This window comes from Rhizobium sp. SRI_017 (assembly GCF_057586295.1).
Genome location: NZ_JBYCZP010000005.1, coordinates 390,899 through 406,825 on the forward strand (window position 1 = coordinate 390,899; position 15,927 = coordinate 406,825).

Consider the following 15,927-nt stretch of genomic DNA (forward strand, 5'->3'; position numbering starts at 1 on the left):
CCCTCATATAAATTGACGGCGGCTTACGAACGAACACGTAAAAAAACCGCTGGAAAACATCGTGAAAATGAGCTTAATGCGGATGCTTGGTTAAAAATCCTGCTTATCGTTTATCCCTTGTTAGTGCTTCATTGACTATAAGTTGGGATCTGACGTGAGTGTACGCATTTGCCATCGTCTTACCGCATTTGGCTTTCATAGGGCGGGCGGGGCGATGACCAGTGGACGGGGATCGAGTTGGTACATAACGAAGAGTCCAAGAGCCGAGTTTCACAGAAATTGGGCATGATATCCGCCTTTGTGCGGAGGGCCGCCTGTGACCTCAAGGCACTTGTGCCGGCAGCCATTCTGGCCGTCGGCCTCATGACGGTGACCTCCGGCGCCGTCGCCCAGACCCGGGCGCTTAAGCTGTACAACGTACACACCCACGAGAAACAGACCATCGTCTTCAAGCGCGGTGGTCGTTACGATTCAGCGGGTCTGAAGAAGATCAATTACATCCTGCGCGATTGGCGCAAGAACCAGCCGACCAAGATGGATCCGCGGCTGCTGGACCTGATCTGGGAAGTTTACCAAAAGTCGGGTTCGCGCGATTATATCCATGTTGTCTGCGGTTACCGTTCGCCATCGACCAATGCCATGCTCAAGGGCCGTTCGCGCCGCTCCGGCGTTGCCGAAAAGAGCCAGCACATGCTCGGTAAAGCGATGGACTTCTATATTCCCGACGTTCGGATCAGCAAACTGCGCGAAATCGGCGTGAAGTTCCAGGTTGGTGGCGTCGGCTTCTATCCGAAGTCCGGTTCGCCCTTCGTCCATATGGATGTTGGTGGCGTTCGTACCTGGCCGCGCATGCCGCGCCGTGAACTCGCCCGTATCTTCCCCGACGGCAAGACGCTTCATCGTCCAGCCGAAGGTGGCCAGATGCCCGGCTACAATGCCGCTCTTGCAGATTACAAGCGTCGCGTCGGCAAGAATTCCATCATGATCGCCGATACGCCGTCGAAGAATTCGGACTCCGAGAGCCGCGAACGCAAGAGCCTGCTCGCCTCGCTCTTCTCGCGCGCCGATGAGGACGAGGGCGATATCAATGATGTTCCGGAGACGGCGGCTGAAGTGCCGAAGTCGAAGAAGATCAAGGAAGAAAAGCCCGCCGAAATTCTGGTCGCCAAGGCTGACGAAGATGACCTAAAGGCCCCCGTGCCGCGCGTCCGCCCGGCCTATGCGGAAGAAGAATCCGAAACGATCCAGACTGCGCTCTTCTCCACCAAGAAGAATCCGGCCGAGGATGCGATGAAGGCTGCGCTGACACCGCAGCCGGTGGAGTTCGACGAGACCAAGCCTGAGGAAGAGAAGCCGGAATTTGCCGATCTCGCCCAGTACAAGGTGCCGGTTCCCGAAATGCTCGGCGACCGCAAGCGTCCCGGCGACAGCCAGGAAGAGGTGCTGACGGCTTCTGCTGAGGCGCTCGACTCGGCTGCTTCCGTCACCGTGGCCGGTGTACCGGTACCGGAATTCCGTCCTGAGGATGCCCAGGCCCTTGTCACAGCCAGTGTCGCTGCGGATGATGCCAACAAGCCTGCTCCGGATCTGACGGAGAAGGAAATTGCTGCCCTTGCCCAGGAAAGCGGCCAGGAACTTGCAGCGATGACCACCGATCAGGACGACGTAAACACAGCCATGATCGACAGTCTGGATAGCGCCGACAAGTCCGATGCCAAGGAGCCGCTGGCCGAAATGGCATCGCTCGACATGCCGAAGGCAACGGTCACCCGTGGCTTCTCCATCCCGACCAGCCTGTCGCTTGACGATATCAAGGACGAGCCGAAGCGCGTGTCGAAGAGCTCGCGTATCAAGGCCGGCGAGAACGAAACGGCATCGAAGGACAGCATCCGCGTCGAGCCGAAGCTGACCGAGAACCTGATCGCCAAATGGGCGCTCACCAAGGGCCGTTCGCAGATCATCGTAAAGCCGGTCAAGGCACCGCGCTTCGTGAGCCGTACCATGCGCAAGCAACCGACCGAGGTCTATACCGACGGCTTCACGCTTGAAGCCGCGCGGATCGACCCGGCCCGCTTCTCAGGCTCTGCCGTGGACTTCATTCCGGTCAAGAAGTTCGACAAATAAAGAGATCGAAGCCCATCGGGGCATCGGACGAAAACAAAACCGCCGAGGCGTTTGCCTCGGCGGTTTTGTTTTGAGCTGTTTGTCGGATCGGGTCGATGGTCCCGGCTCAGTCAGATTGTCGTGGCAATTTCGTGCCGGCGACATGTGGTCCAGAGGAAGGCGCCGACGAAAGTGGCCGCCATCAGCAGCACGATGGTCGGGGCAGGAGCAGCGTCGATGAAGAATGCGGCATAGACACCGATCTGGGAGGTGAGGAGTGCGATCACCAGACTGATCAGCAACATCGTGCCGAAGCTGCGCGTCAGAAGGAAGGCGATCGCCCCCGGCGCGATCAGCAGTGCGATCACCAGGACGATGCCAACCGCTTGCAAGGCACCGACGATGGTCAGCGAGATCAGGCTGAGCAATCCATAGTGCAGCAGGCCGACCCGCAGGCCCGCGACGCGCGCCTGGGCCGGATCGAAGGCATGGAGGAGAAAGTCGCGCCACTTTACGACGATAATGCCGACCGCCACCAGCGCGATGATCGCGGCCTGGGCGAGATCATAGAGTCCGATGCCGAGCATGTCGCCGAAGAGGATGTGGTCGAGATGCACGTCGGACTGGATCTCGAGATAGAGCACCAGCCCCAGAGCGAACATGCCGGAGAAGACGATGCCCATCACCGTATCCTGCTTGATGCGGCTGTTGTCCTTCAGGAAGCCGGTCGCAACAGCGGAGAACAGGCCGGCAGCGAAGGCGCCGATCGCATAGGGTATGCCGATAATATAGGCGAGGACCACGCCGGGGAAGACCGCGTGGGAGATCGCATCGCCCATCAGCGACCAACCCTTGAGGACGAGGAAGCAGGAGAGCAGCGCCGTCGGCACCGCGATCAGCGCCGAAATCAGGAAGGCGTTCAGCATGAAGTCGAAGTGAAACGGGGAGAGTAACGTCTCGATCATAGGGTCGTCTCCGTGGCAGCCGCAGCACGGCGGCGCGCGGCCAGCATGCCGTGCTTGGGGGCGAGGAAGAAGGCGAGGAGGAAAATCGCGGTCTGCAGAACGACGATGATACCGCCGGTCGCGCCGTCGAGAAAGTAGCTGATATAGGCGCCGGCGAAGCTGGTGACCGTGCCGATAGCCGCGGCGATCACGAGCAGACGCTGAAAGCGGTCGGTAAGCAGATAGGCCGTCGCGCCGGGTGTGACGACCATGCAGATGACGAGAAAGGCGCCGACGGTCTGCAGTGCTGCGACGGTGCAGGCGGAAAGCAAGGCAAAGAAAAGCGCCTTGAGCAGCGTCGGATTGAGGCCGATGGAGCGCGCATGGCTCTCGTCGAAGAAGGTCACCATCAGATCCTTCCATTTGACGAGCAGGATAGCCAGCGTCACGACGCTGATAAGAACCAGCTGCAGCGTGTCCTCGGGCGTGATCGCCAGTATATTGCCAAGCACGATGGTCTTGATGTCGACCGACGTCGGCGAGAGCGAAACCATGAAGAGGCCGAGACCAAAGAAGGAAGAGAAGATCAGGCCGATGATCGCGTCTTCCCGGAGCTTGGTGCGGTGGTTGAGGAAGAGCATGGCGCCGGCGGCCAACCCGCCCGAAAAGAAGGCGCCGATGGAGAAGGGCAGGCCCAGCATGTAGGCGCCGGCGACGCCCGGCACGATGGCATGCGAGAGCGCGTCGCCGATCAGCGACCAGCCCTTGAGCATGAGATAGCAGGAGAGGAAGGCACAGACGCCGCCGACAAGGGCAGAGACCCACATGGCATTGGTCATGTATTCATAGCCGAAGGGCTCGAGCAGCACTTCCATCATGTGCTTTCCTCGGGCGATGGCGGCGATACCCGTGGCACGGCCTTGCCGCCCTGCAGCACCAGCGGCCGTTCGTCGTCGGTGAGAAGGCCGAAGGGATAGGGCGTCTCGCTGTCGGCATGGCCGAGCACAAAGTGGCGCAATACACCGCCGAAAGCGCGCTCGAGATTTGCCTGGGTGAAGATTTCCGATGTCGGGCCATAGGCAAGCACGGTGCCCTTGACCAAAACGGTCTGGTCGCAGAATTCCGGAACCGAGCCAAGATTGTGCGTCGAGACGAGAATGATGCGACCCTCATCGCGCAGGTCGCGCAGCAAACCGATGATCGCGTCCTCGGTCTTGACGTCGACGCCGGTGAACGGCTCGTCGAGCAGGATGACACGGCCATCCTGGGCCAATGCGCGGGCGAGAAAGACGCGCTTCTTCTGGCCGCCAGAGAGTTCGCCGATCTGCCGCTTGCGGAAATCGCTCATGCCGACGCGAGCGAGCGCGGTGTCGACCGCGCTGCGGTCGGCAGCGCCAGCAATGCGCATCATACCCATATGGCCGTAACGACCCATCATCACCACATCCTCGACCAGAACGGGGAAATTCCAGTCGACCTCCTCGGCCTGCGGCACATAGGCGACGAGATTCTTGCGCAGTGCCTTGTTCACCGGTTCGCCGAGGATGGAAATGTCGCCGGAGGCGAGCCGAACGAAGCCCATGATGGCCTTGAAGATAGTCGACTTGCCCGAGCCGTTGACTCCAACAAGCGCGGTGATCGTGCCTGCGGGTATTTCAAAACTTGCATCCTTGATGGCGGTAAGCCCGTTGCGATAGGTAACTGTGGCACGCCGGACAGAGAGGCCAGGGCCGATCTTCACATCGGGTCCGATCGCGCGTGCGGGGGCAACATTCATTGCGACAGGCCCTCTTCGAGACCCTTCTGGACCGTGTCGGAGGTCACCTTCAGCAGATCGACATAGGTGGGGACCGGGCCGTCCGCTTCGCTCAGCGAGTCGACATAGAGCACGCCGCCATAATGCGCGCCGGTTTCACGCGCCACCTGCCGGGCCGGTTTGTCCGACACGGTGCTCTCGCTGAAAACGGCGGGAATCTTGTGTTCGCGCACGGTGTCGATCACCTTGCGGACCTGCTTCGGCGTACCCTGCTGGTCGGCGTTGATCGGCCAGAGATAGAGCTCCTTGAGGCCGAAATCGCGCGCGAGATAGGTGAATGCGCCTTCACTGGATACGAGCCAGCGCTTGTCCTCCGGAATCGTATCGAGCTTGGCCTTGATCGGCGCGACTGCGGCTTCGATCGTCTTCTTGTAAGCCTCGGCATTGGCCTTGTAGGTCTCGGCATTATCAGGGTCGTATTTCACCAGCGCGTCCCTGATATTATCGACATAGATGAGCGCATTGGCCGGCGACATCCAGGCATGCGGATTGGGCTTGCCCTCGTATGGTCCTTCGGAAATGCCCATTGGATCGATGCCATCGGAGACAACCACGCCCGGCACGGCGTCCAGATTCTGAAAGAATTTCTCGAACCAGCGTTCCAGGCCCAGACCGTTCCAGAGAATGAGTTGGGCGCCCTGGGCCCGCTGAATGTCGCCCGGCGTTGGCGCGTAATTGTGAATCTCGGCCCCCGCCTTGGTGATCGACTCCACCTCGGCGGCATCGCCGGCGACGTTCCGCGCCATGTCCGCGATGACGGTGAAGGTCGTCACGACCTTGAATTTTCCGGCGGCCAAGGCGGGCGACAATCCGGGCATCAGCAGGACAGATGCCGCCGCAAGGGCGGTGATGAAGCCGCGTCGAGTTCCAGTCAGCATGCAGTCGTCTCCTTATTGAGAATAAGTTGCAATAGCACGGTATGGCAGGACCCGTGATTTTGCAAGTGCAAGTCATTCGCAAAGCGGAAGTTCCGGACTTTCGTCATGTTGACAACTGGATGTCATCTTGGTAATTAGTTGTCATCTGAAAAGACAGAGATCAAGATTGTGTCAGACAGCGAAAAAATTACCGAAATCATCCTGGCGATCTTCCGGCTGAATGGGCGGATCATCGAATGGGGCGATGACCTGAGTAGCGAATTCGGCCTGACCAGCGCGCGCTGGCAGGTTCTGGGCGCGATCACACTTGCCAATGCGCCGCAGACGGTGCCCGAGATCGCCGACCGCATGGGCGTCAGCCGCCAGGCGACGCAGAAGCAAGTCAACCTGCTGGAGGCAGAGGGGCTGGTGTCCAGACGCCCCAATCCCCGCCATCGCCGCTCGCCGCACTATCGGCTCACCGAGGCGGGGGAGCGTGTCTATTCGCAGGTTTCGGAAAAATATCAGGCGTGGACGCTGGAGGCGACGAGGGATGTGCCGGCAGCGGTTCTGGATGGCGCGCTGACCGGGCTGCGCTTCCTCGATGCGAGCCTTCCCAAAGTCAAAGGAGAATGAATATGAAGCGAATGGTTCATGCAATCGCCGGGACAGCGGCAATGCTGCTCGTCGCAACATTTCTCGTGAGCACGATCTATGCCGAAGTGACGATGGACGAGAGGCTGATCGCAGGAACCAAGCTTCTCATCCTCTATGGCCTCTGTCTGTTGATCCCGGCGATGGCGGTCACCGGCGGCAGCGGCTTTTCGCTTGCCAAGGGACGCGTAGGTGGACCCGTCGACGCCAAGATGAAGCGCATGCGTGTGGTTGCGGTCAACGGGCTCGTCGTGATGCTTCCCTCGGCGATCTGGCTCTACTGGCTCGCCGCCGAAGGCAACTTCGGCACGGGCTTCTTGATCGTTCAGGCCGTCGAGATCGCTGGGGGATTGCTGCAGCTCTATCTGTTGGGTCGCAACTTCCGTGACGGGCTCAGGTTGTCGGGGCGACTGCGCCGGATGGCGCCACGCAAAACGAAAACCGCCGGCTGAGGGCCGGCGGTCAAAGCTTCCAACATCGTCTTGGTTCACGCCTCCTCGGGCGGACCTTCGATCATGCCGAGCGCGGCGAGATAGGTTTCCAGGATTGCTTCCTGCTCCATGCGCTCATCCTTGTCCTGCTTGCGGATCGCGATGACCTTCTTGAGGATCTTCGAGTCGAAACCCGTGGCCTTGGCCTCGCCATAGACATCCTTGATGTCGTCTGCGATGGTCTTCTTTTCTTCTTCCAGCCGCTCGATCCGCTCGATGAAAGACCTGAGCTGATCGCGTGCGACGCCATGTGCATCCGCCATTGGGCCCGCTCCTTTTCTGATTCCGTTGGACGATATCTCGGGCGCTCACGTGCCGCGAAAGCGGCCGGAGGTCAAGTGGATTCGGGCCCGGTCATTCCTTTGGGCGATTGATCTCGAACGCGGCCTTCTGTGCGTCGCTCGCCTCGGTCTGCGTGCGCGCCTTCCATTCGTCATAGGGCATGCCGTAGACGATCTCGCGCGACTCCTCCTTGCTGAGACCCGCGCCGGCCTCGGTGGCCGCGTCGAGATACCAGTTGGACAGGCAGTTGCGGCAGAAGCCCGCGAGATTCATCAGATCGATATTCTGCACGTCGGCGCGTTCGCGGAGATGGCCGACGAGCCGCCTGAAGGCCGCCGCCTCGAATTGGGTCTGCTGTTCCTTGGTCAGTTCTGTCATGGATCAATCTTCATAGGGGCCGGTGCGGGAGGAATGGATCTCATATGTATGGAGCGCCGGATCGGCATTCAATCTTTCGAAGATCGGCGAGAGGTACTCTGTCCATTCGGCAACGCCCTTCGCATCGGCGATCAGATCCTGCCGGACCTCGATCAGCGCGTGTGGGATGCCGCGCTTCATGCAATGGCGATACATGGTGTCGCCCCTCAACGCGCCATCATAGGGTTCGTTGTCGCCGCAGATGATGCCGGGCAGGGCCGCGAGCGCGTCGATCAGAGGGCGGGCGACACGCTCGTCGGTGTCCCAGAGAATGCCGGCGTGCCAGGGGCGCACCGTGGTTCTCCATATCGGCGTGAAAGAGTGCATCGACATGACCAGCGGCGCCTTGCCGGTCGCATTCTCGATGCGGCCGATCATACCGGACACTTCGTCGTGGTAGGGCCGGTGGAAATGGGTGAGGCGGAAATTGGCCTCCTCTGATGACATGGGATAGTTCCGCGGAATGATCGCGCCGTCGGAGATCTTCATGATCAGCGTCGGGTCGTCCTCGCCGCGGTTGGGGTCGATCAGCAGCCGGGAGAAGCAACTCATCACCGCCGGTGCGCCAAGTGTCGCAGCAAGCGCCCGGGTCAGCGGTTCGACGCCGATGTCATAGGCGATGTGCCGCTTGAAGGCCGACGGGTCGAGCCCGAGATCGCCGTAATCGGCGGGCAGACGGTTGGTGGCATGGTCGGCAAGGATCAGAAGGCCGAGGTCGAGATTGCCTTCGATAGTCTCGAAGGCGGGAAAATCCTGCATCGGAACGCCCTTCGGCACAATTTCTCACATTTTTTGACGTCTTTGCATGAGACGGGCTTCTCTTTCAAGGCGCGTGTTATTGAGACTTCAAGGAAGGCACAATATGAATGGATTCGACGTCTCGGCACGTCGCCTGGATGCGGTCCGGTTGAATGCCGCCTATTCGGCCAAACTCCCGCCGCTCAAGGAGAAATTGCCGAATATAATCGATTTAGATTTGCGTTGACATTCGAGTTTTGGCAGCGCAAATAGCACTCAAGCCATGGGAGCCTCCTGGACCATCATGCCCAAAGTTGCAGCATCGCCGGGCGCGGCACGCAGGATACCGGGGCCAGTACAGTCAGCCGATCGCCCGATGACAGCGCGCTTCAGGACGGCCGCGCTTGTCGGCGCATCATTTCTGCTGGCCGCGACGGCCTTCGGGCTGAGCGCCAATGAGGCCTCGGCCGAGTTCCGAGTCTGCAACGCCACGCAGACGGCGGTCGGAGTCGCGATCGGCTACAGGGCCAAGGAGGGCTGGATTTCGGAGGGCTGGTGGCAGATCCCGCCGACGACCTGCTCGACCCTGATCGAAGGCCAGTTGCAGTCTCGGTATTACTACCTTTATGCAGAAGATGCGGCGCGCGGGGGTCGTTGGACGGGCAACGTTAATATGTGTGTCGCAGACAACGAGTTTAAGATTATCGGTGTCCAGGATTGCTATGCCCGCGGCTACCAGCAATTCGGGTTCAAGGAATACGACACCGGCCGTCAGGGGAGCTGGATGGTCCAGCTGACCGACACGCCGACCACAAACGAAAGCCAGAATTGATGAAGCGGAACAGAAAAGTCAAAATCCTCGCCACGCTCGGTCCAGCCTCGAACAACGAGGAGATGATCGAGAAGCTGCATGAAGCAGGCGCGGATGTGTTCCGCATCAATATGAGCCATGCCAGCCATGACGGGATGCGCTCGCTGATTTCAATGATCCGAGCAGTAGAGGCGCGTTCGGGCCGTCCGATCGGCATTCTGGCCGACCTTCAGGGGCCGAAGCTGCGTGTCGGGAAGTTCGCCAATGGGCCGGTTGAACTGACGCCGGGCCAGACCTTCACGCTGGACAACAACGACGCGCCGGGCGACCATACCCGCGTCTACCTGCCCCATCCGGAAATCCTCGAAGCCGTCAAGCCCGGCCATCGCCTGCTGATCGATGACGGCAAGCTTCATCTCGAAGCAGTCGAATGCGATGGCACCTCGATCGTGACCAAGGTCGTCGCCGGTACGAAAATCTCGGACAAGAAGGGTGTTTCGCTTCCCGACACGCTGCTCGCTATCGGCGCGCTGACCGACAAGGACCGCGTCGATCTCGATGCCGTCCTGGCAACGGGCAGCGTCGATTGGGTCGCTTTGTCCTTCGTCCAGCGTCCGGAAGACCTGGCCGAAGTGCGCAAGATCTCGCGCGGCAAGGTCGGCTTGATGTCGAAGATCGAGAAGCCGCAGGCGATCGAGCGCATCGACGAAATCATCGAAATGTCAGATGCGCTGATGGTGGCGCGCGGCGACCTCGGCGTCGAAATGCCGCTCGAAGCGGTTCCGGGTATTCAGAAGCAGCTTACCCGCGCCTGCCGCCGTGTCGGCAAGCCGGTGGTCGTCGCGACCCAGATGCTGGAATCGATGATCACGGCGCCTGTGCCGACCCGCGCCGAAGTCTCCGACGTCGCGACTGCCGTGTTCGAAGGCGCTGACGCGATCATGCTCTCGGCCGAGTCCGCTTCCGGCCAGTATCCCGTCGAGGCGGTCAAGACCATGGCGTCGATCGCCAGCACCGTCGAACGCGACCCGTATTACTCCAACATCATCCACGCCCAGCGGCCGAAGCCGGAACCGACGGGCGCCGACGCCATCTCGCTGGCCTCGCGCGAAATCGCCGAGACGCTGAAGCTCGCGGCCATCGTTTGTTATACGGGCTCGGGCAATACCGGCCTGCGTGCCGCGCGCGAGCGGCCGGAAGTGCCGGTCCTGGCGCTCTCGCCGATTATCGAGACGGCGCGGCGCCTCTCGGTGGTCTGGGGCTTGCATTGCGTGGTCACCGAGGATGCGAGCGATCTAGATGACATGGTCAACCGCGCTTGCCGCATCGTGCATCACGAAGGCTTCGGCAAGCCGGGTGACCGCATCATCATCACCGCGGGCGTGCCGCTCGGCACGCCTGGCGCCACCAACATGCTGCGCATCGCCTATATCGCCTCGGACGGCCAAGGCGGCGTGTAAGGTTACCTTGGCGCTATGCGCCTTTCGACATCGCTGGCGAGTTTCCTGAGGTCGCGGTCCATCCCCGCGACCTTTTCTATTGCCGCGATCGCGAGGTCGGTTGCCACATAGTCGGGCTTGTGGCCGAGGCCTTTGACCCAGACCAGCTCAGAGCCCTTGATGTCGCGATTGAGTCCGAGGGAGTGCAGTTCCTCATAGACGATCTCGTCGCTGTCGCCGGTTATGATGACCGTGGGCACCGCGATCTCGTGGTAATGTGGCTGGGTCTTCCGGACATAGACGAGCAGGTTCGCGACATCGCGTGCATTGTTGCAGAAGTTGTCGGGGCGCAAGACCAGCGGGATCGCCGCGCCTTCCAGATATCCCGCCGGCACCGGGTTCGGGTGGAAGACGGACTTGACGCCTTCCCGGATGCGGAGCAGACCGGCAGGCAGGGCGACAGTGTTACAGAAGAGCGGGCCGAGATAGGGCGTATTGGCGAGGTCATAGTACCACTCGACGCCGCCCGGCCAGGGATGGGTCGAGGGCGACAGGAAGACGAGGCCGAGCACCTTGTCCCTGTGACGGAGCGCGAAGCTCGCGGTCGTGGCGCCACCGAAGGAATGGCCGATGACGATGACCTTGTCGATGCCGCGCTTGTCGAGCAGGCGGGCGATGGCATCGGCCTGGCCGTCGGGCGTGAGGTTCGCGTCATCACCGCGTTCGGAATAGCCGTGACCGGGCCGATCCACGAAGAGCATCTCGGCCCGGCCTTCGAGTGGCTTGAGGAAGGCCGCCATCGGATCACGAAGATTGCCGCTCGCACCATGGATGAAGAGCAGCGTCGGCAGGTCGGACGTTACCGGGCGGGGCACATGCAGGCTGTTGAGCCGGAAGCCGCCGATGTCGATCAACTCACCGATGTTCGGGTAGCGTGAGGTGATCTGGCGCGATTGCCATTGGGAGAAGAGGAAGGCCGTGAACACGAGGCCGGCGACGCCGGTCAGGGCATAGAGGAAAAATTTCAGCATGAAAACCATGAACCGGCGGGTCGAATGTCTCTGTTACGCTGGAGTGGTGGCTTCGGTTCAGGTCTTCTGGCCGGCGAGTTTGTTCATGAGCTCGAACATCTGCTCCTGCGCCTCGCGGTCGGCGGGATAATAGGAGAGATAGGACTGCCAGGCATTGAGCGCCTGCTGCTCGTGGCCAGTTTCCTGCAGGATGCCGGCAATACCAGCCAGCGCGCCGAGATGGCGCGGTTCGAGCGCGAGCACGCGGGCGCTGTCGGACATGGCCTTGGGATAGTTGCCGAGCAGATAGTGCAGCGTGGCACGCCTGTTCCAGCCTTCGACATAGTCGGGCTTGAGCAGCGTCACCTGGTCCAGGAAGTCGAGCGCGGCGCCGTAGCGCTTGTCGTTCATCGCTCGCGCGGCGCTTTCCATCAGGAAGTCGACCGTGGCGCTGCCGGACTGGGTGAGGACTTCGCGGATCTCGTTGGCAATGCCGCGCGCCTGTTCGGTGCTTCGTTCTTTCTTCAGGCGAAGGAAAAGATTGTCGAGCCTTTGCTCGCCGGTGGCCAGCGGCCCGGGCGCGCTTTCCTTGACTACTTCCGGTTTGACGGCGGTCGCCTTTTTGTCCTGAGCCATGGCAGGCGCGGCAGCGAGAATGGCAAGGAGCGGAAGAGCAGACGTGATAAAGCGCATGGCGGGCATGGTAGCCCGCCATTGCGAATATTCAAAGGCAAAATGTCGTGAGCCGGCAGACGCCGCGCACATCAAAACAGGCCGGGCCGATCAGCCCTGGCGAGCCTTGTAGCGCGGGTTCAGCTTGTTGATGATGTAAACCCGGCCCTTGCGACGGACCAGACGGTTTTCACGATGACGGGCCTTGAGCGCCTTGAGCGAGTTCTTGATCTTCATTGTACTGATCCGCGATTCTGCAGGTTGATCCTGCTTCATTGACAATCAAAGGCGCGCCGCTGGCTAAAGAGGCGCGCCCGGAATTGGCTGTGGCATGTAGCTGCAGAGTCTTTCCATGTCAACCGCATGACGCTCGAAATCAGGCCGAAAACGCGGCTTTGTCGCATGAAAAAGGCCGGCAGAGCCGGCCTTGTACCTCTTGGGACACAGGCGCGTTTAGTGACCGCCAAATGCCGTCTTCAGCAGCGAAAGCTGTGCCTGCACCGAGTTCTGGTTGTTGGCAGCCGGGATGATCTCCGCGGGGCGATAGATTTCACGATCGAGCACGGCGACGCGATTCTGCAGGCGGATGGACTTCTCGACCAGTTCGCGGAAATCGCCCGGCAGGTCGGTCCAGCCTGGTGCGCTGCGGTCGACGTTGAATGTGTCGAGGCGGACCTTCTTCTTCTCGTTCACGACCTGGTCGCGGGTCATTTCGCCATTGTTGATGGCGCGCTGCAGGAGAAGCCATGAGGCAACCTGCATCAGACGGGTGGTCAGTCGCATGGATTCTGCCGCGTAGAGCACCGATGCCATGCGGGGCAAAGCCTTGGAGGCAATGCGACCGGGGCCGTCGAGATAGCTCGCGGTTTCCTCGACCAACGCCATGCCCTCGCCGTAGAGCGACTTGAACTGATTGGACGAAGCCGCATGACCGGCGAAGCTAATGGTATTGGCACCCATCTCAGACATCATTTTTTTCATTCCCGTACGCATCACATCGGAAGCTGGACAAGCCCGCCTGAACAACGGCGACAATATACTCGTACCTCTTCCGCGCAACCCAATTCTTAAGGAACGGTTAATCTCCACAACTAATATCAAATGTCAGCGAAATGTTCCACAACATCGAATAAAAAAAGAGCCGCGCGGAGCGGCTCTTTAAGGTAAAACAGGGAGAAAAATCAGACGCAACCCGATGAAGGAAATTGTCTGAGTCCAGAAGCTCTGGATGTGAACAGTAATATCACAGGAGGGTTAATGAAAAGTTAATATCCGCCGCGGCTGCAAAGAAAAGCGGCACAGAGCCCGCGAGAGTTCTTGACGATACCGAGTAAAGCGAGCCGAGCACCTTCACCAGCGCTGTCCTTCCGACAATCCAAGAAGTGACGAACAGCCGCTATGCACATGCTGGGCTACTCCAGCCTCTTCAATTCGGCGCAATCTTCCTCTAGTCTCCGGCCACGATTTGACGAATGGATAGTGAAAGCATGGCTGCAGCAGGATTCTTCGACCGTGAAGAGGGGGCGGACGATCAGCCGTCCTACAGCCGCAAGCTCTCAAGTCCCATGTCCTATTTCTGGACGATGGTCATCTTCCTTATTTTGGCAGGATTTGCAGGCGCCATTCTGTTCAGGCAGGCGCGTGAGGCATTTGTCGCCAATCCGGGGCTCAACGGGCTGATTCTCGGCGTGGCCGCCATCGGCATTCTGCTGGCGTTCAACCATGTGTTGGCGCTTCGGCCGGAGGTGCGCTGGTTCAACTCCTTCCGGGCCGCAGGCAGCACTGACAAGGCGGGCCGTGACCCTGTTCTGCTTGGGCCGATGCGGGCGCTGATGTCGTCGAGCCAGACAGGTGCGATTTCGACTGCGGCGCTGAGGTCGATCCTCGATTCTATCGCCTCGCGCCTCGACGAACAGCGCGATATCACACGCTACCTCACTGGGCTTCTGGTCTTTCTCGGCCTGCTCGGCACATTCTGGGGCCTTCTTGGCACGATCGGGTCGATCAACACCGTCATCCAGGGGCTCGATGCCGGCAACGGCCAGAGTTCAGATATCCTCAACACGCTGAAGGACAGCCTTTCGGCACCGCTGACCGGCATGGCAACCGCCTTCTCAGCCTCCCTCTTCGGCCTGTCTGGTTCACTGATTCTCGGGTTTCTCGACCTCCAGGCTGGCCGTGCGCAGAACCGATTCTACAACGAGCTGGAAAACTGGCTGTCATCGGTTACCGACGTGAGCCACGATTTCGCGCCCGCCGTTGCCCGCGTGGCGGCAACCGGCTCGGCGGAGGAGCTCAAGGCGCTCTCCGAACAGCTCGTGAAGATCACCCAGGAAGGTGGCAGCAACCAACGCTCCACGGCCGCCATGGCGTCGCTCGCCGAGGGTATCCAGGGCCTGGTGCGCAACATGCGCACCGAACAGCAGATGCTGCGCGACTGGATCGAAGCGCAGCAGGAAGAATCGAAGGCGCTGCGCCGGACGCTTGACCAACTGACCGAAAAGATCGGGGGCAAGTAGCATGGCGTTGCGTCGCAAGGGCGGCCGTGAGCGCACGATCGATTATTGGCCGGGCTTCGTCGACGCGCTGTCGACGCTGCTTCTTGCCATCATGTTCCTGCTCGTCGTCTTCGTGCTTGGCCAGTTCATCCTGAGCCAGGAGGTCTCCGGCCGCGACGAGGTGCTGGAACGGCTCAACAACCAGATCAACGAACTGACCGAACTTCTCGCGCTCGAGAAGGGCGGCAAGCAGGATCTCGAGGATTCCTTCGCCAATCTGCAGGCGCAACTGACATCAGCCGAGAACGAGAGGTCGCGGCTTCGTAAGCTGCTCGACCAGGGATCCGGCAATTCCGATGCCGCCACGGCCCGCATCGGCACGCTGAATGACGAGCTTTCCAAGCAGAAGGAGGTCAGCCAGCAGGCGATGAGCCAGGTCGAGCTGCTCAACCAGCAGATCGCGGCCCTGCGTGCTCAGATCGCCGCTGTCGAGGAAGCGCTGCAAACGTCCGAAGCCAAGGACAAGGCCTCGCAGACCAAGATCGCCGATCTCGGCAAACGCCTGAACGTCGCTCTGGCGCAGCGGGTGCAAGAGTTGAACCGCTATCGCTCCGATTTCTTCGGCAGGCTGCGCGAAATCCTTTCCGACCGTGAGAATATCCGCATTGTCGGCGACCGTTTCGTCTTCCAGTCCGAGGTTCTCTTCCCCTCGGGAGGCAACGAACTCAATGACGCCGGCAAGGTGGAGATGGCGAAGCTCGCGCAGGCGCTTATTGATCTGTCGAAGGAAATTCCCGCCGAGATCAACTGGGTGCTGCGAGTCGATGGTCATACTGACAATGTGCCTCTCTCCGGCACCGGCAGATATGCCGACAACTGGGAACTCTCGTCTGCGCGCGCGACCTCGGTCGTCAAGTTCCTGATCGCAAGTGGCGTGCCGGCCGACAGACTAGTTGCGGCGGGCTTTGGCGAATTTCAGCCGATCGCGCAGGGCGACAGCCAAGAGGCACGAAACCAGAACCGCCGCATCGAGCTCAAGCTCACGGAGAAATAGCCAGCTGCTCGCGAAGAAGCGCTGTGAAGACGATGGCAATGCCCATCGCAAGCGCGATCTTCCAGAAGTCGCTACGTTTGCGGAGTCCAGGCAGATTGAGCGGCCAGATGATGTGCAATGCCATCAGAATCAAACCGATGA

Annotated in this window: 20 protein-coding genes; 8 read left to right on the forward strand and 12 right to left on the reverse strand. The window is 60.5% G+C overall.

What is annotated here, in order from left to right; translation table 11 throughout:
* Positions 1 to 285: 285 nt before the first annotated feature.
* Positions 286 to 2,124, forward strand: coding sequence for a peptidoglycan L,D-endopeptidase MepK (locus AC2YI2_RS14500; protein WP_487387178.1), 1,839 nt, complete (start codon positions 286 to 288; stop codon positions 2,122 to 2,124).
* A gap of 110 nt (positions 2,125 to 2,234) precedes the next feature.
* Here the strand turns inward: AC2YI2_RS14500 and AC2YI2_RS14505 are convergent, their stop codons facing one another.
* The 4 genes from AC2YI2_RS14505 to AC2YI2_RS14520 are packed head-to-tail and all read right to left on the reverse strand — an operon-like array spanning position 2,235 to position 5,741.
* A complete protein-coding gene (locus tag AC2YI2_RS14505) occupies positions 2,235 to 3,068 on the reverse strand; it encodes a metal ABC transporter permease (RefSeq protein ID WP_487387179.1) in 834 nt (277 codons plus the stop codon).
* A complete protein-coding gene (locus AC2YI2_RS14510; protein ID WP_487387180.1) occupies positions 3,065 to 3,925 on the reverse strand; it encodes a metal ABC transporter permease in 861 nt (286 codons plus the stop codon). The genes AC2YI2_RS14505 and AC2YI2_RS14510 overlap by 4 nt, the downstream gene beginning before the upstream one ends.
* Complete coding sequence (locus tag AC2YI2_RS14515; RefSeq protein WP_487387181.1) at positions 3,922 to 4,824, reverse strand: manganese/iron ABC transporter ATP-binding protein; 903 nt, start codon at positions 4,822 to 4,824, stop codon at positions 3,922 to 3,924. Before AC2YI2_RS14515 ends, AC2YI2_RS14510 begins: the two co-directional genes overlap by 4 nt.
* Positions 4,821 to 5,741, reverse strand: a complete 921-nt coding sequence (locus tag AC2YI2_RS14520) for a metal ABC transporter substrate-binding protein (RefSeq protein ID WP_487387182.1) — start codon at positions 5,739 to 5,741, stop codon at positions 4,821 to 4,823. The genes AC2YI2_RS14515 and AC2YI2_RS14520 overlap by 4 nt, the downstream gene beginning before the upstream one ends.
* Before the next feature lie 138 nt (positions 5,742 to 5,879).
* Here AC2YI2_RS14520 and AC2YI2_RS14525 point away from each other — a divergent pair, with 138 nt between their 5' ends.
* Positions 5,880 to 6,356 (forward strand): MarR family winged helix-turn-helix transcriptional regulator, encoded by a 477-nt coding sequence (locus tag AC2YI2_RS14525; protein WP_487387183.1) that lies wholly within the window; start codon positions 5,880 to 5,882, stop codon positions 6,354 to 6,356.
* A gap of 2 nt (positions 6,357 to 6,358) precedes the next feature.
* Entirely contained in the window at positions 6,359 to 6,826 is a 468-nt protein-coding gene (locus AC2YI2_RS14530) for a hypothetical protein (protein WP_487387184.1), read from the forward strand.
* Between the two features lie 35 nt (positions 6,827 to 6,861).
* Here the strand turns inward: AC2YI2_RS14530 and AC2YI2_RS14535 are convergent, their stop codons facing one another.
* From AC2YI2_RS14535 to AC2YI2_RS14545, 3 genes are all read right to left on the reverse strand, one after another.
* Positions 6,862 to 7,128, reverse strand: coding sequence for a DUF2312 domain-containing protein (locus tag AC2YI2_RS14535; RefSeq protein WP_487387185.1), 267 nt, complete (start codon positions 7,126 to 7,128; stop codon positions 6,862 to 6,864).
* Positions 7,129 to 7,219: 91 nt separating this feature from the next.
* On the reverse strand, positions 7,220 to 7,525 hold the full coding sequence (locus AC2YI2_RS14540; RefSeq protein WP_487387186.1) for a DUF1244 domain-containing protein: 306 nt from the start codon (positions 7,523 to 7,525) through the stop codon (positions 7,220 to 7,222).
* 3 nt (positions 7,526 to 7,528) lie between these two features.
* Positions 7,529 to 8,323 carry an N-formylglutamate amidohydrolase gene (locus AC2YI2_RS14545; RefSeq protein ID WP_487387187.1) on the reverse strand — a complete coding sequence of 265 codons (795 nt, stop codon included), beginning with the start codon at positions 8,321 to 8,323 and terminating at the stop codon, positions 7,529 to 7,531.
* A gap of 103 nt (positions 8,324 to 8,426) precedes the next feature.
* Here AC2YI2_RS14545 and AC2YI2_RS14550 point away from each other — a divergent pair, with 103 nt between their 5' ends.
* From AC2YI2_RS14550 to pyk, 3 genes are all read left to right on the forward strand, one after another.
* Entirely contained in the window at positions 8,427 to 8,549 is a 123-nt protein-coding gene (locus AC2YI2_RS14550) for a hypothetical protein (RefSeq protein ID WP_487387188.1), read from the forward strand.
* A 129-nt stretch (positions 8,550 to 8,678) separates the two neighbouring features.
* Positions 8,679 to 9,134, forward strand: a complete 456-nt coding sequence (locus tag AC2YI2_RS14555) for a DUF1036 domain-containing protein (RefSeq protein WP_487387189.1) — start codon at positions 8,679 to 8,681, stop codon at positions 9,132 to 9,134.
* The gene (pyk, locus tag AC2YI2_RS14560; protein WP_487387190.1) at positions 9,134 to 10,573 is read left to right on the forward strand and encodes a pyruvate kinase; all 1,440 of its coding nucleotides are present in this window, start codon (positions 9,134 to 9,136) and stop codon (positions 10,571 to 10,573) included. The genes AC2YI2_RS14555 and pyk overlap by 1 nt, the downstream gene beginning before the upstream one ends.
* A 2-nt stretch (positions 10,574 to 10,575) precedes the next feature.
* On the opposite strand, the gene AC2YI2_RS14565 is transcribed toward pyk, so the two are convergent.
* From AC2YI2_RS14565 to rcdA, 4 genes are all read right to left on the reverse strand, one after another.
* A complete protein-coding gene (locus AC2YI2_RS14565) occupies positions 10,576 to 11,583 on the reverse strand; it encodes an alpha/beta fold hydrolase (RefSeq protein ID WP_487387191.1) in 1,008 nt (335 codons plus the stop codon).
* 57 nt (positions 11,584 to 11,640) lie between these two features.
* Complete coding sequence (locus AC2YI2_RS14570; protein ID WP_487387192.1) at positions 11,641 to 12,264, reverse strand: hypothetical protein; 624 nt, start codon at positions 12,262 to 12,264, stop codon at positions 11,641 to 11,643.
* Between the two features lie 81 nt (positions 12,265 to 12,345).
* The gene (gene ykgO / locus AC2YI2_RS14575; RefSeq protein WP_280778017.1) at positions 12,346 to 12,471 is read right to left on the reverse strand and encodes a type B 50S ribosomal protein L36; all 126 of its coding nucleotides are present in this window, start codon (positions 12,469 to 12,471) and stop codon (positions 12,346 to 12,348) included.
* A 216-nt stretch (positions 12,472 to 12,687) separates the two neighbouring features.
* Entirely contained in the window at positions 12,688 to 13,203 is a 516-nt protein-coding gene (gene rcdA / locus AC2YI2_RS14580; RefSeq protein ID WP_487387255.1) for a protease adaptor protein RcdA, read from the reverse strand.
* Positions 13,204 to 13,706: 503 nt separating this feature from the next.
* On the opposite strand from rcdA, the gene AC2YI2_RS14585 reads away from it, so the two are divergent.
* On the forward strand, positions 13,707 to 14,753 hold the full coding sequence (locus AC2YI2_RS14585; protein WP_487387193.1) for a MotA/TolQ/ExbB proton channel family protein: 1,047 nt from the start codon (positions 13,707 to 13,709) through the stop codon (positions 14,751 to 14,753).
* 1 nt (position 14,754) lies between these two features.
* A complete protein-coding gene (locus AC2YI2_RS14590; protein WP_487387194.1) occupies positions 14,755 to 15,786 on the forward strand; it encodes a peptidoglycan -binding protein in 1,032 nt (343 codons plus the stop codon).
* On the opposite strand, the gene AC2YI2_RS14595 is transcribed toward AC2YI2_RS14590, so the two are convergent.
* Positions 15,773 to 15,910: a hypothetical protein gene (locus AC2YI2_RS14595; protein WP_487387195.1), complete on the reverse strand. Its 138-nt coding sequence runs from the start codon at positions 15,908 to 15,910 to the stop codon at positions 15,773 to 15,775. The two genes, AC2YI2_RS14590 and AC2YI2_RS14595, sit on opposite strands and share 14 nt — an antisense overlap.
* Positions 15,911 to 15,927 lie beyond the last annotated feature (17 nt).